Here is a 23,314-nt window from a genome sequence, read left to right on the forward strand (position 1 = left end):
TGCCGGGCTCTTCCTGCCACTACAGGCTCGGGGTGATGCCTGCGAGATCTGCCAGCAGTTGCGCGAATCCGTCGCCCGATTCCAACGCCGTCCCTCCGGCGTCAACGGCGGGGAATTCGAACAAGGTCAGCGGCGGAAGGCCATAGATGCTGAGCACGTCTTTCACGCCCGCCGAGTCGCTGAGGTAGGTGTTGGTCAATCCGTTCAGCACGGTGAATGCGTCGGCGAACCCGAGAACCGGATCGTGCAGAGAAACATTCGTGAACATCGGAGCCCCTACCATTCCCCCGACTGCGGGGACGATCGGCAACACAATCAGCGCATCTGCAACGGTTCCGACGTGCGGATACGTCGGGCCGTCGTCGAGATTGGCGGTAACGACGTCATGAAAGTAGTTGTACAGGTACGGGACACTGGAAGATGAGTGGTCGGCCGTGTACCACAGATCAGACCCGGGGTCAGCGGTCGGAAGTCCCGGCGCCGCGTAGTAGTACGGGAACACCGGCGACACCGCGTCTAGATACGGCCAGGCGTCGTCGATCGCGTCTGCGGAGGCGACCGGGCTGGCGGTAAATGCGGCCCCCAGCGCGATTCCCAGGCAGGCTCCGAGAACGGCCCCGACGGGGACCGTCATCCGATAACAATGCATCACTACCCTCACTTGCTATTTAGAAGATGCACTATTGTTAGGAAAAATAGACCTTATCGAAACTGCTGTCAAACAGGTTCGGTCGCTTCACGAAGAGGCACCTTCAAGTCGGCCCCGAACTGCCGGCCGGTGGCGTCCTTGCCGATCGCGGTCAGCACAATGACCGCGATCAGCGTCGGCACCAGCGTCACGACCAGGGCATACGGGTAGCCGTGTGCGGCCGCCAAGTGCTCCTGGATCGGAAGGTTGAACGCGGCGAAGAGATTGCCCAGCTGATAGGTCACGCCCGGATAGAAGCCGCGGATCGCATCCGGTGACATCTCGGTCAGGTGGGCCGGGATCACACCCCAGGCGCCTTGCACGCAGATCTGGATCAGGAACGAGCCCAGGCACAACATGCCCGCGGTGTGCGACAACGCGAACAGCGGCACGATCGGCAAACCCATCACCGCGGCCCAGATGATCGCGTAGCGCCGGCCCAGCCGCTGTGACAGTGAACCGAAGATCAGCCCACCGATGATCCCGCCGATGTTGTAGATCACCGCGATCCACTTGGCCGTGACATGAGACAGACCCGCGCCGTCGGGCGAGGTCAGAAATGTCGGGTAGATGTCGTGGGTGCCGTGGCTCATCCAGTTGAACGCCGTCATCAGCAGCACCAGGTAGCAGAACCGGCGGATCACCTTGGCGTCGGTGAAGACATCGCGGATCCTGGTGCGGGTCAGCTGCATCCGGTCCTGGGTGGCCTGCCAAACTTCGGACTCTGTCACCCGGTAGCGGATCAACAGGCTGACCATGGCCGGCAGGATCGAAAGGCCGAACAGCCAGCGCCAGGACAATCCCAGTAAGTCGTTCACCAGTAGCGAGGCCACGGTGGCGGCCAGGTAGCCGAACAGATAGCCCTCCTGCAGCAGTCCGGAGAAGAACCCGCGACGCTCGGCCGGGATCTTCTCCATGGCCAGCGCCGCGCCCAACCCCCATTCGCCCCCCATCCCGATCCCATACAGCAGACGCAGAATCACCAGCACGGTGAAGGTGGGTGCGAACGCGCACAAGAATCCCACCGTCGAGTAGAAGACCACGTTCACCATGAGTGGTATTCGCCTGCCGACCCGGTCGGCCCACAGGCCGAACAGCAGCGCCCCGAGCGGGCGCATCACCAGCGTCGCCGTGGTCAAAAACGCGACCTCGGTCTTGGTGTGGCCGAAGGTCTTGGCGATGTCGGCATAGACGAACACCACGATGAAGTAGTCGAAGGCATCCATCGACCAGCCCAATACGGCGGCGAGGAACGAGTTGCGCTGGTCGGGCGTGAGCCGCTGCTTTGTCACCGGAGCATCGTGCCGGATTCGCAGCGACTGCGTGCCGCTACTGACGGATTACCGCGACGAAATTTCGCAGGCCAGCTCCGAAGCCAGCAACGCCAGCGTCGGCGAACAACCGCCGTCGATCCTGACATCGGCCAACTCATCGCCGCGGGTGGGCCCGCGGTTGACGATCGCGACCGGGACACCGCGCGCGACGGCGTGGCGAACGAACCGGTAGCCGGAGAACACCGTCAGCGACGAACCCGCCACCAGCAACGCCTCTGCGTCATCGACCATCGAATAGGCTTGAGCGACGCGTTCTTTGGGGACACTTTCGCCGAAATAGACGATGTCGGGCTTGAGGATTCCGCCGCAATGCCGGCAGTCGACGAAGCGGAATGATGCGGTATCGGTGACGACGGCGTCCGCATCGGGTGCCACGGCGATGCCGCCGAGCTTTCCAACCCGGTCGGTGAACCCCGGGTTGAGCTCCTCCAACTGCTCGGCGAGCGACGCTCGGCTCACCGTGCGCCCGCAGGACAAGCAGATCACCGTCGCGTAGCTACCGTGCAGATCCACCACGCGCCGGCTCCCTGCTTTGGTGTGCAGCAGGTCGACGTTCTGGGTGATCAGCCCGGTCACCACGCCGGATTCTTCGAGTGCGGCCAGGGCCACGTGGCCGAGGTTGGGCGCGGTGTCGGCCATGTGGCGCCAGCCGATGTGGTTGCGAGCCCAGTACCGCTGCCGAAACACCGGGTCGCGGGTGAACTGGGCGATGGTCATCGGGTTGCTCGGTGGGGAGTCCGGGCCGCGATAGTCCGGAATGCCCGAATCGGTGGAGATACCGGCGCCGGTGAGCACCGCGACCCGCCGGCCGGCCAGCAGCGTCAGCAGGTCGCAGACCGTCGGCTCGGGTCCACCCATCCGGCTAGCGTAGGCACTTCTCGGCGGTCGACTGCTCGGCAGCCATGTTGCGGGACATCATCTCCAGTGCGGCGGAGCCCAGTTCTGGGTCGATGTGGGCGACGGCGTCGACCGGTATCACCACCGATAGGTGCCGGACATAGGCGTCCAGCGCGGTGTAGAGGATGCACTGCTCGGTGACCTGTCCGGTCAGGATCAATCGGCGGGTCCCGAGCCGGCCGAGCAGATACTCCAGCGCAGTGGCGTAGAAGGCGCTGTGTCGCACCTTGGTCATCAACCGGTCGCCGGCTACCGGGACGATCGGTCGAACCAGCTCGGGTCTACCACCCTCCAGTGCCGAGGCGACGATCTGGGCGAATCCAGCGGTGAAGTCGCCGTAGTTGTCGTTGACGTAGATCAGGTCGACATCACCGGCGTCCCGGCTGCGTTCGACCAGGTCGGCGAGTGGTTCGACGATCTGCGCGACGTTGTCGGCCAGTTGTTTCGCGTCGGCGTGGCGGTAGGCGTTGAGCATGTCGACGACGACCACCGCGGTATCGGTCATGCCCTGGTGATACCCGAAAGCTGCACGTTGACACAGTCCAGGCGACAATGGGGGCAATGGAGCATTCTGGGGACTTCTACAACGCGTACCGGCATGGGTTCGCACGGGTTGCCGCCTGCACGCACCGTACGACGCTCGCCGACCCGGCCGCCAACGCCGAGTCGGTGCTGCAGCTGGCGCGCGAATGCCACCACGACGGTGTCGTGCTGGCCGTCTTTCCCGAACTCACCCTGTCGGGATACTCCATTGACGACATCGTCCAGCAGGACAGCCTGCTCGGTGCCGTCGAAGCGGCCCTGCTCGACGTGGTCGCGGCGTCGACGGAACTGCTGCCGGTCCTGGTCGTGGGGGCGCCACTGCGCTACGGGCATCGCGTCTACAACACCGCGGTGGTCATCCACCGCGGGCGCATCCTCGGGGTCGCGCCGAAGTCCTACCTGCCCACCTACCGGGAGTTCTACGAGGGCCGCCAGCTGGCTGCCGGCGCCGGCGAACACGGACTCATTCGGCTGGGCGGGGTAGAGATCCCGTTCGGGCCGGACCTGCTGTTCGCCGCGACCGATCTGCCCGGGTTCGTGCTGCACGCCGAGGTGTGCGAGGACATGTTCGTGCCGGTGCCGCCCAGCGCCCAGGCGGCCCTGGCCGGTGCGACGGTGCTGGCGAACCTGTCCGGCAGTCCGATCACCGTCGGACGCGCCGAGGACCGCTGCCTGTTGGCCCGGTCGGCCTCGGCGCGCTGCCTGGCCGCTTACGTCTATGCCGCCGCGGGAGAGGGGGAGTCGACCACCGACCTCGCCTGGGACGGCCAGACCATGATCTGGGAGAACGGCACCCTGCTGGCCGAAAGCGAACGGTTCCCCAACGGCCCCCGCCGATCGGTTGCCGACGTCGACCTCGGGCTGCTGCGCTCGGAGCGCTTGCGAATGGGCACCTTCGACGACAACCGCCGCCACCACCGGGATGCGGTGCAGGCGTTCCGGCGGGTGGAGTTCGCTCTGGCCCCCCCGGCGGGGGACATCGGACTGCGGCGGGTGGTCGAACGATTCCCGTTCGTGCCGTCGAATCCGCAGCGACTGCAACAGGACTGCTACGAGGCCTACAACATTCAGGTCTCCGGTCTGGAGCAGCGACTGCGCGCGTTGAACTGTCCCAAGGTGGTCATCGGGGTGTCGGGCGGACTGGATTCGACGCACGCCCTGATCGTCGCGGCTCGGGCGATGGACCGGGAAAACCGACCGCGCAGTGACATTCTGGCGTTCACCATGCCCGGCTTTGCCACCGGTGAGCGCACCAAGGCCAATGCCGCTGCACTGAGCAAAGCGCTGGGGGTGACGTTCGCGGAGATCGACATCCGCGAGACCGCGAAACTGATGCTGTCCGAGCTCGGGCACCCGTTCGCCCGTGGTGAAGCCGTTTACGACGTCACGTTCGAGAACGTGCAGGCCGGTCTGCGCACCGACTATCTGTTCCGGATCGCCAACCAGAACGGCGGGATCGTGCTGGGCACCGGTGACCTGTCCGAGCTGGCGCTGGGCTGGTCCACCTACGGGGTGGGCGACCAGATGTCGCACTACAACGTCAACGGTGGTGTGCCCAAAACCCTGATCCAGCACCTGATCCGGTGGGTGATCAACTCCGGAGAGTTTGATTCCGACGTGTGCGCGGTATTGGCCTCAGTGCTCAACACCGAGATCAGCCCGGAACTGGTGCCGGCGGCTGACGGCGAGGAGATTCAGCGCAGCGAGGACAAGGTTGGCCCGTACTCGTTGCAGGATTTCGCGCTGTTTCAGGCGTTGCGGTACGGATTCACACCTGCCAAGACCGCATTCTTGGCCTGGCACGCCTGGCATGACGTGGAAGCGGGTTCCTGGCCGCCCGGATATCCGGCGGACAAACGGCAGGCCTATTCGCTGGCAGACATCCGGCACTGGCTGAAAGTCTTTGTGCAGCGGTTCTATTCGTTCAGTCAATTCAAGCGTTCGGCGCTGCCGAACGGACCGAAGGTATCCCACGGCGGTTCGTTGTCGCCGCGGGGTGAATGGCGGGCCCCGTCGGACATGTCGGCGCGGATCTGGCTCGACGAGATCGAACGGGAGATTCCGCAAGGGTAGGGAGGGGCGCCGAGGATGGCCTCACCAGCGTGCGGGTCAAGGGTGCGGGCCGACCGGGACTGACCATCTGGCAGGGTGGGAATCATGCCGACTGTCCTGATCGAGGTCCGTCGCCCCTACCAGCCGGCCGAGGAAGTCGCGATCATCGACGCGGTCCACGGCGCGCTGGTGACCGCTTTCCAGATCCCGGCCAAGGACAAGAACGTGCGATTGGTCGTCCACGAGCCGCACCGGTTCGCGGTTCCCGCGCAGCTCGCGAAGCCCGAGTACCGCACCCTGGTCTCGATCGACTGCTTCTCGGGCCGGTCGCTGGAGGCCAAGCGGCTGCTTTACTCAGGGATAGTCGAAAACCTTGCTGCGCTGGGTATTCCCGCTGACCATGTCATGATCACCCTGCACGAGGTGGATCGGGACAACTGGGGGATCCGCGGCGGGCAGGCCGCGTCCGACGTCGACCTGGGTTTCAACGTCGGGGTCTGAACGCCTCCAGTGCTGCCCTGATCGCCTCGGCAGTTGGGGCGCAGTCACCGGCACCGGCCACCAGTGTCGCCAACGCCCCTGCCACACAGGCTCGTCGCAGTGCGTGTACGACGCCGCCGGCCCATTCGGTCGCCAGCACCCCGGCGAATACGTCACCCGCTCCCGTGCTGTCGAGGGCCTGCACCACCGGTGCCGGCACGCTACGGGTGCTATCGGCCCCGTGATAGTGGGCACCACGGGCACCAAGGGTGACCACCCGGTGCGGCACCACGTGGTCGAACCGCGCGGCTTCGGATTCGTTGACCACTGCCACGTCTATCAGTTCGATGAGCCCGGCCAGTTCGGACAGGTCGGTGGCGGGCGGCGACACGTTGAGGATCACCGTCGCCCCGCTCGCATGGGCCAGCCGTGCCGCCGCGGTGGCCAGCGGGATCGGAATTTCCAGCTGCATCAGCAGCACGTCGCAGTCGGCGATCAGGTCGCGTTGGCCGGAATCCGGCGCCCAGCTGGCGTTGGCGCCCGGTGCCACCACGATGGTGTTCTCCCCGGACGGTTCCACCGTGATGACCGCCGAGCCGCTGGGCCCGGGCATCGTCGTCAGGCCGTCGGTCCCGACACCGTTGCTCTGCAGGTGCCTGCGCAGCAGCAACCCGGCGTCGTCGTCTCCGACCGCGCCCACGAACTGCACCTGCGCTCCCGCCCGTGCCGCGGCAACCGCCTGGTTAGCGCCCTTTCCGCCGGGGTGGGTGCTTCGCGCCGTGGCCAGCACCGTCTCGCCCGGAGCCGGAAGCGCGGGGACGACGAAGGCGGTATCGAGGTTTACGCTGCCCACCACGCACACCCGCGTCGCCATGCATCCAGCTTCGCATTCACGACCGCGGAATGTCGTGCATCCCCTAGGGTGATGAACCATCCGGTATTCGGGGAAGGGAGCAGCCGGGTGGACTCGGCACCGTCGACAGTGGCCACGGCGAGTGATGAGCGCCGGCGCTGGCGGCTGCTGTCTCGGCTCAGCATTCAGACCAAGCTGATGTTCATCCTGCTGCTCACCAGCGTCGCCTCGGTTGCAGTCGTCGGATTCGTCGAGTTCCAGTATGGCGCACAGGAATTGCAGCACGCGGCCACCAATAAATTGGTGCAGGCACGGGAGGCGCAGCGCCGTGCGGTCACTGGATTGTTCGCCGAGATGACCAACTCCCTGGTCGTTTTCAGCGGGGGAGTGACCGCGGCCACCGCACTCAAGGCATTTACCGCCGGATTCGACGAGCTCGCAACTGCCACAGTCACGCCCGAACAACAGCGGGCGATAGAGGCCTATTACCAAGACCACTTCACCAAGGCGCTGGGCGAACGGAGCGGCGAGCAGCCGGACATCGCCGCGTTGCTGCCCACGGCGAACGCGCAGCGTTACCTGCAGGCCCGCTACACCGCGGGCATTGCGGCGGAGCCGAAACAGTCCGGCGACGCCGGGGACGGCAGCGCATGGTCGGCGGCAAATGCCCAGTTCAACAACATCTTCGCTGAAATCGTCCGACTCAATGAATACCTGGATGCGTTGCTTCTGGACACCCGAGGCAACGTGGTCTATTCGGTGAACAAGGGCGTGGACTTGGGCACCAACGTGCTCACCGGTCCCTACCGCGAATCCGGTCTGCGCGACGCCTATCGCAAGGCGTTGGCGGCCAACGCAGTCAATTTTGTATGGATCACCGATTACCAGCCGTACCAACCCAACTTGGACACACCCACCGCCTGGCTGGTGTCTCCGGTCGGCACCAAGGGCACGGTCGAGGGCGTGTTGGCTTTGCCGCTGCCCAGCGCCAAAGTCAATCGGATCATGACCGCCGACCGTGAGTGGGAGGCCGCCGGGCTAAGTCACACCACCGAGACCTACCTGGCAGGTCCGGACCACCTGATGCGCTCCGATTCGCGACTGTTCCTGGAGGATCCGGAGCGGTATCGCCGGGAGGCGGTGGCGGCGGGGACCTCGGAGGCGACGGTGGAACGCGCGCTGCGGCTGGGAACCACCACCTTGGTGCAGCCGGTCGGCGGACCGGGACTGGAGGCCGCGCAGCGTGGCCAGACCGGCACGCTGACCAACGGGTATGCCTATCTGGGAAACCGCGAGCTGGCTGCGTACGCGCCGCTGACCGTGCCCAACTCGGACCTGCAGTGGTCGATTCTGGCGACCAGGGACTACTCCGACGCCTATGCCGCGGTCACTTCGTTCAGTAAGCGGGTGGTGCTTGCCACCACCGGCGTCATCTTCGCCATCTGCGTGCTGGCCATGCTGCTGGCGCGACTCTTCCTGCAGCCGATCCGCCGCCTGCAGGTCGCAGCCCAGCGCATCAGCGCCGGCGACTACAGCGCCGCTGTGCCGGCCCGGACGGCTGACGAGATCGGCGAACTGACCAAGGCGTTCAACGAGATGAGCTACAGCCTTCGCACGAAGGAGGAGCTGCTCGATCAGCAGCGTAAACAGAACGATGAGCTCCTGTTGTCCCTGATGCCGGAGTCGGTGGTACGGCGTTACCGCGGGGGCGAGCAGGCCATAGCGGAAGAGCATCACAACGTCAGCGTTGTCTACGCCGAACTGCAAGGCATCGACCAGCTGTCCTCCGAGGTCTCCGCGAGCGAATTGGTGACAACCGTCGACGATCTGGTCAGACAGTTCGACGCAGCGGCTGAAGCCGTTGGGGTCGAACGGATTCGCACCATGTACAACGGCTATCTCGCGGGTTGTGGCTTGACCACCCCGAGGCTGGATGGGGTGCACCGTATCGTCGAATTCGCCTGCGAGATGCAGCGCATCGTTGATCGGTTCGACGTCAAAACCGGTTACCGGCTGAGCTTGTGGGCCGGGGTCGACACCGGCGAAGTCGTCAGCGGGCTGGTGGGCCGGTCCGGGGTCACCTATGACCTGTGGGGCTCTGCCGTCAACCTGGCCTATCAGTTGCGCAGAGTCACACCGGAATCCGGCATCTACGTCACCGCCAGGGTGCGCGACATGCTGGACGGCACCGCGGAGTTCTCACTGGCCGGCACCCTCACGATGGGTGACGCCGAGGAGCAGGCCTGGCGATTGTCCGAGGCACCGTGAACATTTTCGGGGCATGGCTGTACTGGGCGGCCGGTGTCGCGATCGGCCTCCCGGTGGGCCTGGTACTGCTCACCGAAGGGCATGTGGCGCTGGCACGCAGAGGCAGCCATCTCGCCCGACCGGTGGCTCTGGCGCGCAATTACCTGTTGCCGCTGGGCGCATTACTGGTGTTACTGGCACATGTCGCCGGCGTACCGGGACACGATCCGACGCTGCGGATCATCTACACCGCGTTCGGCTTCGTGGTTCTGGTGGTGCTGCTGTCGGGGCTGAACGTGACCTTTTTCCAGAGCGCTCCGAAAGGCTCCTGGCGCAGCCGGATACCGACCATCTTCGTCGATGTCGCACGATTCCTGCTGATCGGTGTTGGCCTGGCGCTGATCCTGTCCCACGTCTGGGGTGCCAGAATCGGAGGCCTGTTCACCGCGCTGGGTGTCACGTCGGTGGTCATCGGCCTGATGTTGCAGAATTCGGTCGGCCAGATCGTGTCGGGCCTGTTCATGCTGTTCGAGCAGCCATTTCGGATCGGCGACTGGCTTTCCACCCCCACCGCGCGCGGCCGGGTCGTCGAAGTGAACTGGCGGGCGGTGCACATCAGCACCGCCGACGGGCTACAGGTCACGCCGAACTCGGTGCTGGCCGGCACCTCGTTCACCAACATCAGTCGATCCGGCGGTGCCCACCGGGTATCGATCACGACCACATTCGCCGTCATCGATCCGCCGGATCAAGTGTGCGCTTTGTTGTCGCGGGTTGCGATCGCTCTGCCGATGCGAACCCCCGGCGAGGCGCCGGATTCGGCGGCGCTCGGTGGTGGCCAGTACCGCACCACGGTTGCGTTGGGCTCGCCGGCCGACGACGGTGCGGCGCAGACCACCTTCCTGCGATGGCTTTGGTATGCCGCCCGACGGGAGGGACTACACCTTGACGAAGCCGAGGACGTGTTCTCGACACCGGAACGGGTGGCTGAGGCACTGCGGGCAGTAGTGGCACCCGCGCTCCGGTTGACCGACGACGACCAGCGCGCTTTGGAGTCATACGCCACGGTGGTCCGCTACGGCAGGGATGAGGCCCTGCAACGGGCCGGCCAGGTGCCGACCGCGATGACATTTCTGACCGAGGGCAGTGTCCGACTCACCAGTGCGGATCCGGCCTGGTCGGACGCCACGCTGCGGCATGGTGCGTTTCTCGGAGTTACCACGCTGACCCGGCAACCCAGTCTGTTCGACGCACATGCCCTGGAGGAAGTGACCGCGGTAGTCATCGATCGCGAGAACATCGAAGAACTGGTGATGACCAAGCCGCTGTTGCTGCAAGAACTGGGCCGCATCATCGATCAGCGGCGTCCCGCGGCAGCTACGTAGCGGGTCGCCGCACGTCAACACAGTGGGGCCGTTTTACCTGATCGGGCGTTCGCCGATACTCTGGCACGATGAGCGTCCCCGTGCTTCCCGACCTGCGCCAAGAGGTCCACGACGCCGCCCGCCGCGCGAGAATCGCCTCGCGTTCCCTGACGGCGTTGTCCACCGCAGCCAAGAACAGTGCGCTGAACGCTGCAGCCGACGCGCTGCTGGCCCACGCCGACGACATCCTGGCGGCCAATGAGCGCGACGTCGCGAACGCCCGTGCCGCCGGGACGCCCGAGGCCATCCTGGACCGGTTGGCGCTGTCGAAGGCCCGGGTCGACGGGATCGCCGCCGGACTGCGGCAGGTCGCCGGCCTGCCCGACCCGGTCGGCGAGGTACTGCGCGGCTACACGTTGCCCAACGGACTGTTGCTGCGTCAGCAGCGCGTCCCACTCGGCGTGGTGGGCATGGTCTACGAGGGCCGGCCCAACGTCACCGTGGACGCATTCGGGTTGACGCTGAAGTCCGGCAACGCCGCGCTGCTGCGCGGCAGTTCGTCGGCGGCCTACTCCAACCAGGCCCTGGTCGACGTGCTGCGTGGCGCCCTGGAGGGCGAAGACCTGCCCGCCGACGCGGTGCAGCTGCTGTCATCTGTCGATCGCGCCACCGTCACCCACCTGATCCAGGCCCGCGGACTGGTCGACGTGGTGATCCCGCGCGGCGGGGCCGGGTTGATCGAAGCCGTGGTGCGCGACGCGTTGGTACCCACCATCGAGACCGGCGTCGGCAACTGCCACGTCTACGTCCATGAGGCCGCCGACCTCGACATCGCCGAGCAGGTGCTGCTGAACTCCAAGACCCGTCGGCCCAGCGTCTGCAACGCCGCCGAGACCCTGCTGATCGACAAGTCCATTGCCGCATCCGCAGTGCCTCGGCTGGTGGACGCGTTGACCGCTGCCGGGGTCACGGTGCACGGCGATGCCGAGGACGCCGCTGCCGAGGACCACCTGCGCCGTGAATATTTGGCGATGGACATCGCGCTGTCCGTGGTCGATGGGCTCGAGGACGCGATCGACCACATCAACGAATACGGCACCGGCCACACCGAGGCCATCGTCACCACCAACATGGCGGCTGCCCAGCGATTCAGCGAGCAAGTCGACGCCGCAGCGGTGATGGTCAACGCCTCCACGGCCTTCACCGACGGCGAGCAGTTCGGCTTTGGCGCCGAGATCGGCATCTCCACCCAGAAGCTGCACGCCCGTGGCCCGATGGGGCTGTCGGAGCTGACATCGACCAAATGGATCGTGTGGGGTGACGGCCACACCCGTCCTGTCTAAGGCGCCTCGAAGGAGTTACATCCGCATGGAAAAACCCGCCAGCCCCGCCACCCCGGCCCGCCAGGCGCCGCTGTTCTCCGACATCGACGACGTCGCGCGCCGGCTGGCCGAGACCGGCTACCTGGCAGACACCGCCACCACCACCGCGGTGTTCCTGGCCGACCGGCTGGGCAAACCGCTGCTGGTGGAGGGACCGGCCGGGGTCGGCAAGACCGAACTGGCCCGCGCGGTCGCCGCGGCCACCGGCTCCGGGCTGGTGCGGCTGCAGTGTTACGAGGGCGTCGACGAGGCCCGGGCGCTCTATGAGTGGAATCACGCCAAGCAGATCCTCCGTATTCAGTCCGGCAACACTGCCGGTCAGGGCGAGGACTGGGACGCCACCAAGATGGACGTGTTCTCCGAGGAGTTCCTGCTGACGCGTCCACTGCTGACCGCGATCCGGCGCACCGATCCGACCGTGTTGCTGATCGACGAGACCGACAAGGCCGACATCGAGATCGAGGGCCTGCTGCTGGAGGTGCTCTCCGACTTCGCGGTCACCGTCCCGGAACTGGGCACGATCACCGCAACGCGGACCCCGTTCACGGTGTTGACCTCCAACGCGACCCGGGAACTGTCCGAGGCGCTCAAACGCCGCTGCCTGTTCCTGCACATCGACTTCCCCGATCCTGACCTGGAACGCCGCATTCTGCTGTCGCGGGTACCCGAGTTGCCCGAACATCTGGCCGCCGAGTTGGTTCGCATCATCGCGGTGCTGCGCGGCATGCAGCTCAAGAAGCTCCCGTCGGTGGCCGAGACCATCGACTGGGGCCGCACCATTCTGGCCTTGGGCATGGACACCATCGACGACGCCACCGTCGCGGCCACCCTGGGGGTGGTGCTCAAGCACCAATCCGATCAGGTGCGGGCGTCCGGAGAGCTGCGACTGAACTGATGGCCGTCTGATGGTGCGCCGTACCCGCCCGCCGCAACCCCTTGCCCCGCACGGAATTCCGGGGCACCTGGTGGGGTTCGTGGAAGCGCTGCGCGGGCAGGGGATCTCGGTGGGCCCCTCTGAGACAGTCGACGCCGGGCGGGTGCTGACCGTGATCGGGCTCGACGACCGGGAGGTGCTGCGGGAAGGGCTGGCCTGCGCGGTGCTGCGCCGGCCCGACCACCGTGACACCTACGACGCCATGTTCGATCTGTGGTTCCCGGCCGCGCTGGGCGGGCGCACGGTCGTGGTCGATGGCGACGAGCAGCCGGCCGAGGACGTGCCGCTGCCGGAGGACGCCGAGGACATGCGGGCCATGCTGCTCGATCTGTTGACCGAGAATCCTGATCTCGCCGACACCGATCCCCGGCTATCGGCGATGATCGCCGCGATCGTCGGCGCCTACGGGCAATATCGCTCGAGCCGGGGCCCGTCGTACTCGGCCTACCAGGCGCTCAAAGCGCTGGCGCTCGACGAGTTGGAAGGCAAGCTGCTGGCCGGGCTGCTCGCGCCCTACGGTGACGAACCGAGCCCGTCCCAGGAGCAGATCGCCAAGGCGATGGCAGCGCAGCGGATCGCTGCGCTGCGCAAGCTCGTGGACGCCGAGACCAAGCGGCGCACCGCCGAACAGTTGGGCCGCGAGCATGTGCAGATGTACGGAATCCCGCAGCTGAGCGAGAACGTCGAGTTCCTGCGTGCGTCCGGCGAACAGCTGCGCCAGATGCGCCGGGTGGTGGCGCCGCTGGCCCGCACCCTGGCAACCCGGCTGGCCGCGCGCCGGCGACGTTCCCGTGCCGGCACCATCGATCTGCGCAAGACCCTGCGCAAGTCGATGTCTACCGGCGGGGTGCCGATCGACGTGGTGCTGCGCAAGCCGCGTCCCGCCCGGCCCGAACTGGTGGTGTTGTGCGATGTCTCCGGGTCGGTCGCCGGGTTCAGTCACTTCACCCTGTTGTTGGTTCATGCACTGCGCCAACAGTTTTCGAGGGTCCGCGTGTTTGCGTTCATCGACACCACCGACGAGGTGACACATCTGTTCGGGCCGGAGGCCGACCTGGCGGTGGCCATCCAGCGGATCACCCGGGAGTCCGGCGTCTATACCCGCGACGGCCATTCCGATTACGGCAATGCGTTCGTTTCGTTCGCCGAGAGCTACCCGAACGTGGTGTCGCCGCGCAGCGCGTTGCTGGTGCTCGGCGACGGTCGTACCAACTACCGAAACCCCGGGGTGGAAGTGCTGTCGCATCTGGTGACCGCCAGCCGGCACGCACATTGGCTCAACCCCGAGCCCCGGCACCTTTGGGGCAGCGGGGACTCCGCGGTACCGCGCTATGCCGACGTGATCCCGATGCACGAATGCCGCTCGGCCAAGCAGCTGGCCGGGGTCATCGACGCCCTGCTGCCGGTCTAGCCACCGCGTCAAGGTCGCCCGCTGCCGGCGTACCCGGACAACGATCAGAAAGGGTGGTTCATGACGACCATCGATTCCAGCGCACCCGTGCTGGTTACCGGCGGCAGCGGCTACATCGCCAGCTGGATCGTGCGCTATCTGCTCGAGGACGGGCACCAGGTGCGGGCCACGGTCCGTGATCCTGACAAGCCCCATGGCCTGGAACACCTGCACGCGCTCGCCGAGCGCCACCCGGGGCAGCTGAGCCTGCACCGGGCCGACCTGCTCGAACCGGGCAGTTTCACCGAGGCGATGCGGAGCTGCCAACTGGTCATCCACACCGCCTCACCGTTCCTGCTCGGCACCATCCGCGACGCCGACCGGCAACTGGTACGGCCCGCGCTCGAAGGCACGCGCAACGTGTTGTCCGCCGTGGAGGCAACCCCTTCGGTGGCCCGGGTGGTGCTGACCAGCAGCGTGGCGGCCATCTACGGCGACAACGCGGATATGCAGGGCAAGGCGTGCTTCACCGAGGCGGACTGGAACACCACCAGCACACCCGAGCACCAGCCCTATCCCTACTCCAAGACCGTCGCCGAGCGGGCGGCCTGGCAGATCCAGCAGGCCCAGCAGCGCTGGGACCTGGTCACCATTCACCCCTCCCTGGTGCTGGGGCCGTCGCTGACCACGGCCAGCGCCTCGGGAAGCATGGACACCATGGCGCACTTCATCGACATGTCGATGGCACTGGGTGCTCCCGCGCTGCAGATGGGCTGCGTCGATGTGCGCGACGTGGCCCGCGCGCACATCACGGCCGGTTACACGCCCGGGGCGCAGGGGCGCTACGTGGTGAACTCCGAGGTCGTCAGCATGCTGGGACTCAGCCGAATGTTGCGGCGGCACTTCGGTGCCCGACTGTCCTTCCCGACCTGCGAGCTGCCCAAGTTCATGGTCAAGCTGGTGGCGCCGGTGGCGGGGCTGACGCGCCCGTTTGTCGAGCACAATGTCGGCTGGCCACTATGCCTGGACAGTTCGCGTGCGCGTACTGAGCTGGCCATCGATTTCCGACCGGTTGCCGACTCCGTCGTGGAGCACTTCCAGCAGATGATCGACGACGGCATCGCCCGGCGCTAGTAGGCGGGGACGCTCAATGCGTCCGCTGGAAGATCATCCAGCGCAACTCCATGGGGCTTTCTTCACGCGTGGTTCGGAACGCGTCCTGCCCGCTGACCCATTCGATGTACCAGCTGGTGGGCGGCCAGGCACCGTCGGGCAGGTTCGCCTTCTCGTAGTCATGGACGGACTCGTCGGAGAGCAGCTGCAGGGGCAGTCCGGCCGTCGCTGCCGCCATTTCATCGCGGGTGTACAAACCCGAGTACACCTGCTGGCAGAATTCCCGGGCGGCGCTGTCGGGTTCGTAGCCGTCGTGCGCCAAGAAGCTGTTGAACACCAGCCGTCCACCGGGAGCCAGGCATCGAGCGGCGAGCTCGAACAGGCTGCGTAGCTGTGCGGTGGACCGGAAATCGGTCAAGACCTCAGAAAGCACCATCATCTGGTAGTCGTCGCGCAGGTCGTCGGCGTCGGCGAACACGTCCCGCACGATGACTCGCACGTCCAAGGATTCCGCCTCGGCATCGGTCCTGAGCATCTCGGCGAACTTCGGGGTCATCTCGACGACGTCGACCGGATGCCCGCGACGCGCCAGCGCCAGGGCGTTACGCCCGGTGCCCCCACCGATCTCGAGCACCCGATGGGCGGCCGGATTGTCGGCCTCACAGGCGAGGTGCCAAACCCGTGCGTCGGGTTCGGTGCCGAACAACGGTGGTTTCCGCGTTGCCAGCCAGGCCTCGTATGCCTCGGCGACACTGCTCCACTGGGCGCGGACCGTGTAGTTCAAGCTGGGGCCGATGGGGGCGTTGTAGGAGATGATGATGTTCGAGCGCAGCGAGTGCGAGTAGGCCTCGGCCAGTTGGCCTTCCAGCACTTCTCTGAGGCGGTTGAGTTCGAGGTCGCTGAAGGGCTTGCCCAGGCCCGCGAACACGTCCGCGCACATCGACACGTATTCATCCAGCATGCTCGGCACGGCCGGAAGCCTGATCTCGCCGGTGATCTGCGCCCGAGTGTGAAAACGCCTGAGCATGGCGTCCTTGGTCGCCTGCGCGCGATCAATTGAACTCAACGGAAAATCTTCCACAGACATCTTCTACACGATTGGCATCGGCTTCGCGGCAGCAACGGGGGGTTGCGCCTGCGATGAGCGTACGCCGAAGCGGAAAGTAGCTCGGTGCGTCCGCCGAGCGGGCCGTACGACGGCGGTGCCACCAGTGCGCTCGCGCCGTCGAGGACCCCAAGTAAGCTGGCCTATCGTGCGAAAACGGCGGCTGGGAGTCATGGGTGGGACGTTCGATCCCATCCATCATGGCCACCTGGTCGCCGCCAGCGAGGTGGCCGATCTGTTCGAGCTCGATGAGGTGGTGTTCGTGCCGACGGGGCAACCGTGGCTCAAGGAACGCCGCGTCACCGCCGCAGAGGACCGTTACCTGATGACGGTGATCGCCACCGCGTCGAACCCGCGGTTCTCGGTGAGTCGCGCCGACATCGATCGCGGCGGTCCCACCTACACCAAGGACACCTTGCGTGACCTGCGCGAACAGAACCCCGATGCCGAGATCTACTTCATCACCGGTGCAGACGCGCTGGCCACGATTCTGTCCTGGCAGGATTGGCCGGAGATGTTCGAGATGGCGCGGTTTGTGGGGGTGAGCCGGCCCGGTTACGAGCTCAACGGCGATCATCTCGCTGATGCGCTCGGCTCCCTGCCTCCGCACGCGTTGACGCTGGTCGAGGTGCCGGCGTTGGCGATCTCGTCCACCGATTGCCGCCGGCGCGCGGCAGAATCCCGCCCGATCTGGTACCTGGTACCAGACGGGGTGGTCCAGTACGTGTCAAAGCGCCGCCTCTACCAACCGACCCCCGGAGACCAACAATGACCGCGACACCCGAGGCCGTGCAGATGGCCACCGTGGCGGCCGGCGCCGCCTCGAACAAGCTGGCCGACGACGTCGTCGTCATCGACGTCTCAGCCCAACTGGTCATCACCGACTGCTTCGTGATCGCCTCGGCGTCCAACGAGCGACAGGTCAACGCGATCGTCGACGAGGTCGAGGAAAAGATGCGCCTGGCCGGGTACAAGCCGGCGCGCCGCGAGGGCACTCGGGAGGGGCGCTGGACCCTGCTCGATTACGTCGACATCGTGGTGCACATCCAGCACCAGGACGAGCGCGACTTCTATGCGCTGGACCGGCTGTGGAAGGACTGCCCGCTGGTGCCGGTGGACTTAGAGGGCCCAGCCGGTGAGGCGCCGGAGGATGTGTCGTGAGGATCCGCAGGCTGATCCTGCTGCGACACGGACAGACCGAGTTCAACGCCGGCAGCCGGATGCAGGGCCAGTTGGACACGGTTCTGAGCGACCTGGGCCGTGCGCAGGCCGAGGCGGCGGCGGAGGTACTGCGCAAGCGGCACCCGCTGCTGATCGTGTCATCGGACCTGTGGCGGGCTTACGACACTGCCACCGTGCTGGCCGAACACAACGGGTTGACGGTCCGGGTGGACACCCGGCTGCGGGAAACCCACCTCGGTGACTGGCAGGGGCTGACCCACGAAGAGGTCGATGCCGCCGCACCGGGAGCCCGATTGGCCTGGCGCGACGACGCCCGTTGGGCACCCCACGGCGGGGAGAGCCGCATCGACGTGGCCGAGCGCAGCGTTCCGCTGGTGCGCGAGCTGGTGGCCGGGGAACCGGACTGGGGGAGAGCCGATCACGCCGATCAGCCAGTCGTGCTGGTCGCCCACGGCGGGCTGATCGCCGCGCTGACCGCGGCCTTGCTGCGGCTGCCGGTGGAGAACTGGCCGGTGCTGGGTGGGATGGCCAACGCCAGCTGGACCCAGCTCAGCGGCTACTCCGGCGGACCGGATTCCGGCTCGGATTCAGACCAGGAAGACTTCGCCGACGTGCGGTGGCGTCTCGACGTCTGGAATGCCTCAGCACAGGTGGCCGGCGATGTCCTCTGAACCACGGAAGCCCGCAAAGGCCCGTCCCACGCTGCTGGTCTTCGCCGACTCGCTGTCCTACTACGGGCCCACCGGCGGCCTGCCCGCCGATGACCCGCGAATCTGGCCGAACATCGTCGCCAGCCAGCTGGACTGGGATGTCGAACTGATCGGTCGGATCGGCTGGACCAGTCGAGACGTCTGGTGGGCGTCCACCCAGGACCCGCGGGCGTGGGCGGCACTGCCCCGGGCCGGGGCAGTCGTCTTCGCCACCAGCGGGATGGACTCACTGCCGTCGGTGTGGCCGACGGCGTTGCGTGAGTTGATCCGCTATGTGCGGCCAGCCTGGTTGCGGCGTTGGGTCCGTGACGGCTACGGCTGGCTGCAGCCCCGGTTCTCGCCGGTGGCACGGGCGGCGCTGCCGCCGCATCTCACCGTCGAATATCTTGAGATGACCAGGGGTGCGATCGATTTCAACCGGCCGGGTATTCCGATTGTGGCCTCGCTGCCGTCGGTGCATATCGCTGACACCTACGGCCGCGCTCACCAGGGACGAGAGCCCACGGTGCGCGCCATCACGGCCTGGTCGCGGGAACACGATGTGCCACTGGTGGATCTGAAGGCCGCGGTGGGTGATGAGGTCATGAGCGGGCGTGCAAATCCCGACGGCATCCATTGGAACTTCGAGGCGCACCGGGCGGTCGCCGACCTGATGCTCAAGGCCCTGAGTGAGGCCGGCGTCCCCGGTCCGTTGGTGTGACCATCCGATGAGCGTTGTCGTCGTGACCGATTCGTCCGCCTGCCTGCCGCTCGAGGCGCGTGACCGTTGGGGTATCCGCACGGTGCCGCTGCACATCCTGCTCGACGGAGCCGATCTGCGGGACGGCATCGACGACGTGCCCGCGGACATCTATGCACGCGAGCGCGTCACCACCTCCGGCGCGGGACCGGAGGAACTGGCTGAGATATACCGGAATGCACTCGCCCACAGTGCCGGTTCCGGGGTGGTGGCGGTGCACATCTCCTCGGCGTTGTCCGGGACTTTCGGCACCGCCGAGCAGGTAGCCGGTCAGATCGGCTCTGGCGTGCGGGTGATCGACTCGAAGTCGGCAGCGATGGGCACCGGATTCGCGGTCTTGGCCGCTGCCCGAGCGGCGGCCGACGGCGCCGACCTGCGGACAGTTGCGGCGGCGGCGGACGCCGCGGTGCAACGCGGTCACGCCTACATGGTGGTGCAGCGGCTGGACAACCTGCGGCGCAGCGGCCGGATCGGCAGCGCGGCGGCCTGGCTGGGCACCGCCCTGTCCCTGAAACCGCTGTTGGCGGTTGAGGACGGAAAGCTCGTTCTGTCGCAACGCATCCGCACCGTCAGCAAAGCTGTCGCGTCGATGATCGACCGGGTCTGTGATGTGGTGGGAGACCGCTCTGCGGCGCTGGCGGTGCATCACGTCGCCAATCCGCAGGGGGCCCAAGACGTAGCCGGTGCGCTGGCGGAGCGCTTGCCGATCTGCGAGCCCGCGGTCATCACCAGCCTGTGCCCGACGTTGGCCCTGCATGTCGGGGCCGGTGCCGTCGCGGTGTGTGTCGACGTCGACCCGGGTGGGGTCTGAACGCGCCTACGCTAGGTTTGCTTACTGCGTGGGAGCTGCGAATCTGTCTGTGTCGGTGGACTCTTCACGCGGGGTGTGCGCGGCGATCCCGCGGATGTTCTTGTTGGGTCCCCACGGCCGGACCACCTGCGGCCACCAGAACCACTTGCCCAGCAACGTCGCGATCGACGGCATGAAGAACGCCCGGACCACGAAGGTGTCCAGCAGCAACCCGATTGCCACCGTGGTGCCATACATCCCGATGGCCTTGAGGTCACTGAAGAACATGATGCCCATGGTGGCGGCGAACACCATTCCGGCCGAGGTCACCACGCCGCCGCTGCCGGCCATCGCCCGGATATAGCCGGTCTTGAGCCCGGCATGTATCTCCTCTTCGAAACGGGAGACCAGCAATAGGTTGTAGTCCGAGCCGACCGCCAGCAACACGATGACCGCCAGGACCAGCGTCACCCAATAGATGTGCTGGCCGAAGATGTGCTGCCAGATCAACACCGAGATGCCGAACGACGCGGCGATCGAACTGGATGCGGTGCCGAGGATGACCGCGGCGGCCACCAGGCTGCGGGTGATCATCATCATGATCAAGAAGATCAACGTCAGCGACGCCACGACCGCGATCATCAGGTCGTACTTCGCGCCGTTCTGCATGTCTTCGTAGAGCGCAGCCATGCCGCCGATGTAGACCTTGGCATCTGACAAGGACGACTGCTTCAGGGCTTCCTGCGCAGCGATCCGCTCCGGCTCGACCCGCTTGATACCTTCCGCGGTCGCCGGATAGGTCTGGTGGGTGACAAAGAACCGCGCCGATTTGCCGTCCGGCGACATGAACAGTCGAAGGCCGGTTTGAAAGTCCTTGTTGTCGAACGCTTCTGCAGGCAGGTAGAAGAAGTCGTCGTTCTTGGAGTCGTCGAAGCTCTGACCCATCATGATCTGGGTGTTGCTCAGGTCCTCCATCTGATCGATGAACGCCGAGAACGTCGAGTGCACGGTCAGCACCAGCCCGCGCATGATTCGCATGGTGTCGACTACGGCAGGCAGCAGTTCGACCGCCTGCGGCAGCAGGTGCGCCGTCTTGGTGATGTCGTTGGACAGGTAGTGCAGTTGCTCTGCGAGCTGGTCGATCCCGTCGGTGGCGTCGAAGGTGTTGCGCAGCGCGTTGCACATCGGGATGTCGAAGCAGTGCGGCTCCCAGTAGAAGTAGCTGCGCAGCGGACGGAACTGGTCGTCGAATTCGGCGATGTGGTCGCGGATCCGGTCGGAGACATCCACGGTGCGCTGGGTGACCTCGGCTGTGTCGTCGAACGTTCGGTCGACCTCCTGGAGGTATCCATACATCTGGATCAGCAGCTCGATGTCCTTGTCGAGTTGCTGGGAGATGGTGTCGATGTCCTTGATCCGGTCCTTGAGCGTCTTCATGTTCTGGATCATCAGCTGGTTGGAGACGCTGAGTTGGAACGGTACCGAGCTGTGCTGCAGCGGAATTCCCAACGGGCGGGTGATGTCCTGGATCATCCCGATCCCGACGACGCGCATGATGTTCTTGGCGACCCGGTCCAGCACCAGCATGTCGGCGGGATTGCGCATGTCGTGGTCGGATTCGACCATGGTGATGTCCGGCGCCATTCGGGCCGCCGAGAAGTGCTTTTCCGCGGCGGCATAGGCCACGTTGACCGGGGTGTCGGCAGGCAGGTACTTACGGTCGTCGTAACCCGGTCTGAATCCCGGCAGGGCGACCAGGCCGATCATGATGATCGCCAGGCTGGCGACCGCGATAGGTCCGGGCCAGCGCACCACCGAGACACCGGCCTGGCGCCAGAACCCGCCCCGCGTGGCCTTTTTAGGCTCGAGCAGGCCGAAGCTGGTGGCCACCACCAGCATGGCCGGTCCCAGGGTCAGCGCGGCGCCGACCACCACCAGCATGCCCACCGAGACCGGAATGCCCATGGTGTGGAAGTAGGGCAGCCGGGTGAAGTACAGCATCGCCGACGCCCCGGCGATGGTCAGTCCCGAACCCAGCACCACCGGGGTGACACTGCGCACGGTGGTGTAGTAGGCGTCCACCCGATCCTCGCCGGCCAGCCGGGCTTCCCGGTACCGGCCGATGAGAAAGATGCCGTAATCGGTGCCGGCGGCGATCGCGAGCATCACCATGATGTTGACCGCGAACGTCGTCAGACCCATGACGTTGTTGAAGCCGAGGACGGCGACCACGCCGCGGGCACAGATCAGCTCGAGCAGGGTCAAGAACAGCTGGGTCAACATCGCCGACACGGACCTGAAGACGATCAGCAGCATGATCGCGATCGCGGCGATGGTGAACAGGGTGATCTTGACCAGACTGGAATCGCCGATCTCGCGCAGGTCAGCTGTCAGCGCGGCAGGTCCGGCGACATAGGCCTGGACCCCGGGCGGCGCGGGAGTGTCGTCGATGGCCTGGCGGACCGCGACGACCGAGTCATTGGCCTCGGTCATGCCCTGATTGCCCACCAGGTTCAGCATGATGTAGGCGGCCTTGGCGTCGGAGCTCTGAACGCCTGCCGCGGTCAGTCGATCGCGCCAGAAGTCCTGGGCATGCTCGACGTGGTCCTTGTCGGCGACCAGCTTCGCGACGATCTCGTCGTAGTAGTGGTGGGCGGCTTCGCCCAGTTCTTCCTCGCCGACCACCACCATCATCACGGTGCTGTTGGACTTGTACTCCTGAAAGTTCTCGCCGACCAGCTTGCTGGCGATCATCGACGGCGCATCGACGGGTGCCAGCGGCGCGGAGTGTTCCTCGGAGATGACTTCCAGTTGGGGGACAAGGACATTCACCAGCACGGTGAGCACGATCCAGGCAATGATGATCGGCACCGCGAAAATACGCAGCATGTGCGCGAAGAAGGGCCGCTTGACGTGCGGATCCTGGTGGCGGTCCAGCTGCTCTTTGATCCGCCTGATCATCCGGACTTCACCAGGCAGAAGGTCTGGGCGTTGAGGCCGGTGGCACGGCGTTCGTCGAGCAGCCGGTCGTCGATCTTGATTCGGCAGCCGATCTCACCGGTGTTGCCCTGCACGATCATGTTGGCCATGACGGCGGGTAGCACCGTGACCACGGTGTGGGTCCAGGGCAGCGGCACGCCTACCAGCTGATGGACGTTGGCCTCGGCATCCCAGTAGTTGATGTCGGCGGTGGTGCCGGGCGGCCCAAAGGCTTCGTAGGCGACGGATTTCGGGTTGAACTGCACGATTTCGATGCCGGTACCAGCGTGAGGATTGAGGTCTTCGGAGGCGAACACCTTGTGCAGTCGGCTGACGATCACACTCGAGATCGCGATGACCACGATGAAGACCAGTGGAATCCAATGCCGTTTGAGTATGCCGGCGACCGAGACTTTCCCCATCTCACCGCCTTCCGCCTACCGATAGTGCGGTTGAACGTCGGCGCTGGACGGACTGCTCTCCGGCTTCGTCGGAAGCATCGATGATTCCGCGAATCGCGCCCTTCGGCAGC

Annotated in this window: 21 protein-coding genes; 13 read left to right on the forward strand and 8 right to left on the reverse strand. The window is 65.9% G+C overall.

What is annotated here, in order from left to right; translation table 11 throughout:
* Positions 1-19: 19 nt before the first annotated feature.
* The 4 genes from ACKY0W_RS07545 to ACKY0W_RS07560 form a co-directional block, all read right to left on the reverse strand.
* Positions 20-634: a hypothetical protein gene (locus ACKY0W_RS07545; RefSeq protein ID WP_409437034.1), complete on the reverse strand. Its 615-nt coding sequence runs from the start codon at positions 632-634 to the stop codon at positions 20-22.
* A gap of 83 nt (positions 635-717) precedes the next feature.
* Positions 718-1,980, reverse strand: a complete 1,263-nt coding sequence (locus ACKY0W_RS07550; RefSeq protein WP_409437035.1) for an MFS transporter — start codon at positions 1,978-1,980, stop codon at positions 718-720.
* Between the two features lie 48 nt (positions 1,981-2,028).
* Entirely contained in the window at positions 2,029-2,880 is an 852-nt protein-coding gene (locus ACKY0W_RS07555; RefSeq protein WP_409437036.1) for an NAD-dependent protein deacetylase, read from the reverse strand.
* A 4-nt stretch (positions 2,881-2,884) separates the two neighbouring features.
* Positions 2,885-3,424 (reverse strand): cysteine hydrolase family protein, encoded by a 540-nt coding sequence (locus ACKY0W_RS07560; RefSeq protein WP_409437037.1) that lies wholly within the window; start codon positions 3,422-3,424, stop codon positions 2,885-2,887.
* A gap of 56 nt (positions 3,425-3,480) precedes the next feature.
* Between ACKY0W_RS07560 and ACKY0W_RS07565 the strand changes: the two genes are divergently transcribed.
* Together ACKY0W_RS07565 and ACKY0W_RS07570 are read left to right on the forward strand one after the other, a co-directional pair.
* Positions 3,481-5,535: an NAD(+) synthase gene (locus ACKY0W_RS07565; RefSeq protein ID WP_409437038.1), complete on the forward strand. Its 2,055-nt coding sequence runs from the start codon at positions 3,481-3,483 to the stop codon at positions 5,533-5,535.
* Positions 5,536-5,619: 84 nt separating this feature from the next.
* Positions 5,620-6,015: a tautomerase family protein gene (locus tag ACKY0W_RS07570; RefSeq protein ID WP_409437039.1), complete on the forward strand. Its 396-nt coding sequence runs from the start codon at positions 5,620-5,622 to the stop codon at positions 6,013-6,015.
* Here the strand turns inward: ACKY0W_RS07570 and ACKY0W_RS07575 are convergent.
* Positions 5,999-6,868: a ribokinase gene (locus ACKY0W_RS07575; RefSeq protein WP_409437040.1), complete on the reverse strand. Its 870-nt coding sequence runs from the start codon at positions 6,866-6,868 to the stop codon at positions 5,999-6,001. The two genes, ACKY0W_RS07570 and ACKY0W_RS07575, sit on opposite strands and share 17 nt — an antisense overlap.
* 51 nt (positions 6,869-6,919) lie before the next feature.
* Between ACKY0W_RS07575 and ACKY0W_RS07580 the strand changes: the two genes are divergently transcribed.
* The 6 genes from ACKY0W_RS07580 to ACKY0W_RS07605 all read left to right on the forward strand — a co-directional run bounded on the left by ACKY0W_RS07580 (position 6,920) and on the right by ACKY0W_RS07605 (position 15,298).
* Positions 6,920-9,115, forward strand: a complete 2,196-nt coding sequence (locus tag ACKY0W_RS07580; RefSeq protein ID WP_409437041.1) for an adenylate/guanylate cyclase domain-containing protein — start codon at positions 6,920-6,922, stop codon at positions 9,113-9,115.
* Positions 9,112-10,479: a mechanosensitive ion channel domain-containing protein gene (locus ACKY0W_RS07585; RefSeq protein WP_409437042.1), complete on the forward strand. Its 1,368-nt coding sequence runs from the start codon at positions 9,112-9,114 to the stop codon at positions 10,477-10,479. Before ACKY0W_RS07580 ends, ACKY0W_RS07585 begins: the two co-directional genes overlap by 4 nt.
* A gap of 68 nt (positions 10,480-10,547) precedes the next feature.
* On the forward strand, positions 10,548-11,801 hold the full coding sequence (locus ACKY0W_RS07590) for a glutamate-5-semialdehyde dehydrogenase (RefSeq protein ID WP_409437043.1): 1,254 nt from the start codon (positions 10,548-10,550) through the stop codon (positions 11,799-11,801).
* Positions 11,802-11,826: 25 nt separating this feature from the next.
* Entirely contained in the window at positions 11,827-12,735 is a 909-nt protein-coding gene (locus tag ACKY0W_RS07595; RefSeq protein WP_406758526.1) for an AAA family ATPase, read from the forward strand.
* Positions 12,736-12,742: 7 nt separating this feature from the next.
* A complete protein-coding gene (locus ACKY0W_RS07600) occupies positions 12,743-14,185 on the forward strand; it encodes a vWA domain-containing protein (RefSeq protein ID WP_409437684.1) in 1,443 nt (480 codons plus the stop codon).
* Positions 14,186-14,245: 60 nt separating this feature from the next.
* Positions 14,246-15,298 (forward strand): NAD-dependent epimerase/dehydratase family protein, encoded by a 1,053-nt coding sequence (locus tag ACKY0W_RS07605; protein WP_409437044.1) that lies wholly within the window; start codon positions 14,246-14,248, stop codon positions 15,296-15,298.
* A gap of 13 nt (positions 15,299-15,311) precedes the next feature.
* Here ACKY0W_RS07605 and ACKY0W_RS07610 read toward each other — a convergent pair whose 3' ends face one another.
* Positions 15,312-16,364: a class I SAM-dependent methyltransferase gene (locus ACKY0W_RS07610; protein WP_409437045.1), complete on the reverse strand. Its 1,053-nt coding sequence runs from the start codon at positions 16,362-16,364 to the stop codon at positions 15,312-15,314.
* A gap of 181 nt (positions 16,365-16,545) precedes the next feature.
* On the opposite strand from ACKY0W_RS07610, the gene nadD reads away from it, so the two are divergent.
* From nadD to ACKY0W_RS07635, 5 genes are read left to right on the forward strand one after another with little or no spacing between them, the layout of a single operon-like run.
* Entirely contained in the window at positions 16,546-17,154 is a 609-nt protein-coding gene (nadD, locus tag ACKY0W_RS07615; protein WP_409437685.1) for a nicotinate-nucleotide adenylyltransferase, read from the forward strand.
* Entirely contained in the window at positions 17,151-17,543 is a 393-nt protein-coding gene (gene rsfS, locus ACKY0W_RS07620) for a ribosome silencing factor (RefSeq protein ID WP_409437046.1), read from the forward strand. The genes nadD and rsfS overlap by 4 nt, the downstream gene beginning before the upstream one ends.
* The gene (gene gpgP / locus ACKY0W_RS07625; RefSeq protein ID WP_409437047.1) at positions 17,540-18,235 is read left to right on the forward strand and encodes a glucosyl-3-phosphoglycerate phosphatase; all 696 of its coding nucleotides are present in this window, start codon (positions 17,540-17,542) and stop codon (positions 18,233-18,235) included. Before rsfS ends, gpgP begins: the two co-directional genes overlap by 4 nt.
* On the forward strand, positions 18,225-18,974 hold the full coding sequence (octT, locus tag ACKY0W_RS07630; RefSeq protein WP_409437048.1) for a diglucosylglycerate octanoyltransferase: 750 nt from the start codon (positions 18,225-18,227) through the stop codon (positions 18,972-18,974). Before gpgP ends, octT begins: the two co-directional genes overlap by 11 nt.
* Positions 18,975-18,981: 7 nt before the next feature.
* Positions 18,982-19,824, forward strand: coding sequence for a DegV family protein (locus tag ACKY0W_RS07635; RefSeq protein WP_409437049.1), 843 nt, complete (start codon positions 18,982-18,984; stop codon positions 19,822-19,824).
* A gap of 21 nt (positions 19,825-19,845) precedes the next feature.
* Here ACKY0W_RS07635 and ACKY0W_RS07640 read toward each other — a convergent pair whose 3' ends face one another.
* Together ACKY0W_RS07640 and ACKY0W_RS07645 are read right to left on the reverse strand one after the other, a co-directional pair.
* Entirely contained in the window at positions 19,846-22,764 is a 2,919-nt protein-coding gene (locus ACKY0W_RS07640; RefSeq protein WP_409437050.1) for an RND family transporter, read from the reverse strand.
* A complete protein-coding gene (locus tag ACKY0W_RS07645; RefSeq protein WP_409437051.1) occupies positions 22,761-23,204 on the reverse strand; it encodes an MmpS family transport accessory protein in 444 nt (147 codons plus the stop codon). The genes ACKY0W_RS07640 and ACKY0W_RS07645 overlap by 4 nt, the downstream gene beginning before the upstream one ends.
* Positions 23,205-23,314 lie beyond the last annotated feature (110 nt).

It is taken from the genome of Mycobacterium sp. SMC-14 (assembly GCF_046250075.1).
Lineage (GTDB): Bacteria > Actinomycetota > Actinomycetes > Mycobacteriales > Mycobacteriaceae > Mycobacterium.

Excerpts from the sequence above, each read along its gene's own strand:
- ACKY0W_RS07545 (WP_409437034.1), bottom strand. The coding sequence starts at position 634 with ATGACGGTCCCCGTCGGGGCCGTTCTCGGAGCCTGCCTGGGAATCGCG.
- ACKY0W_RS07555 (WP_409437036.1), bottom strand. The coding sequence starts at position 2,880 with ATGGGTGGACCCGAGCCGACGGTCTGCGACCTGCTGACGCTGCTGGCC.
- ACKY0W_RS07560 (WP_409437037.1), bottom strand. The coding sequence starts at position 3,424 with ATGACCGATACCGCGGTGGTCGTCGTCGACATGCTCAACGCCTACCGC.
- ACKY0W_RS07565 (WP_409437038.1), top strand. The coding sequence starts at position 3,481 with ATGGAGCATTCTGGGGACTTCTACAACGCGTACCGGCATGGGTTCGCA.
- ACKY0W_RS07570 (WP_409437039.1), top strand. The coding sequence starts at position 5,620 with ATGCCGACTGTCCTGATCGAGGTCCGTCGCCCCTACCAGCCGGCCGAG.
- ACKY0W_RS07575 (WP_409437040.1), bottom strand. The coding sequence starts at position 6,868 with ATGGCGACGCGGGTGTGCGTGGTGGGCAGCGTAAACCTCGATACCGCC.
- ACKY0W_RS07580 (WP_409437041.1), top strand. The coding sequence starts at position 6,920 with ATGAACCATCCGGTATTCGGGGAAGGGAGCAGCCGGGTGGACTCGGCA.
- ACKY0W_RS07590 (WP_409437043.1), top strand. The coding sequence starts at position 10,548 with ATGAGCGTCCCCGTGCTTCCCGACCTGCGCCAAGAGGTCCACGACGCC.
- ACKY0W_RS07595 (WP_406758526.1), top strand. The coding sequence starts at position 11,827 with ATGGAAAAACCCGCCAGCCCCGCCACCCCGGCCCGCCAGGCGCCGCTG.
- ACKY0W_RS07605 (WP_409437044.1), top strand. The coding sequence starts at position 14,246 with ATGACGACCATCGATTCCAGCGCACCCGTGCTGGTTACCGGCGGCAGC.
- ACKY0W_RS07610 (WP_409437045.1), bottom strand. The coding sequence starts at position 16,364 with ATGTCTGTGGAAGATTTTCCGTTGAGTTCAATTGATCGCGCGCAGGCG.
- rsfS (WP_409437046.1), top strand. The coding sequence starts at position 17,151 with ATGACCGCGACACCCGAGGCCGTGCAGATGGCCACCGTGGCGGCCGGC.
- octT (WP_409437048.1), top strand. The coding sequence starts at position 18,225 with ATGTCCTCTGAACCACGGAAGCCCGCAAAGGCCCGTCCCACGCTGCTG.
- ACKY0W_RS07635 (WP_409437049.1), top strand. The coding sequence starts at position 18,982 with ATGAGCGTTGTCGTCGTGACCGATTCGTCCGCCTGCCTGCCGCTCGAG.
- ACKY0W_RS07640 (WP_409437050.1), bottom strand. The coding sequence starts at position 22,764 with ATGATCAGGCGGATCAAAGAGCAGCTGGACCGCCACCAGGATCCGCAC.
- ACKY0W_RS07645 (WP_409437051.1), bottom strand. The coding sequence starts at position 23,204 with ATGGGGAAAGTCTCGGTCGCCGGCATACTCAAACGGCATTGGATTCCA.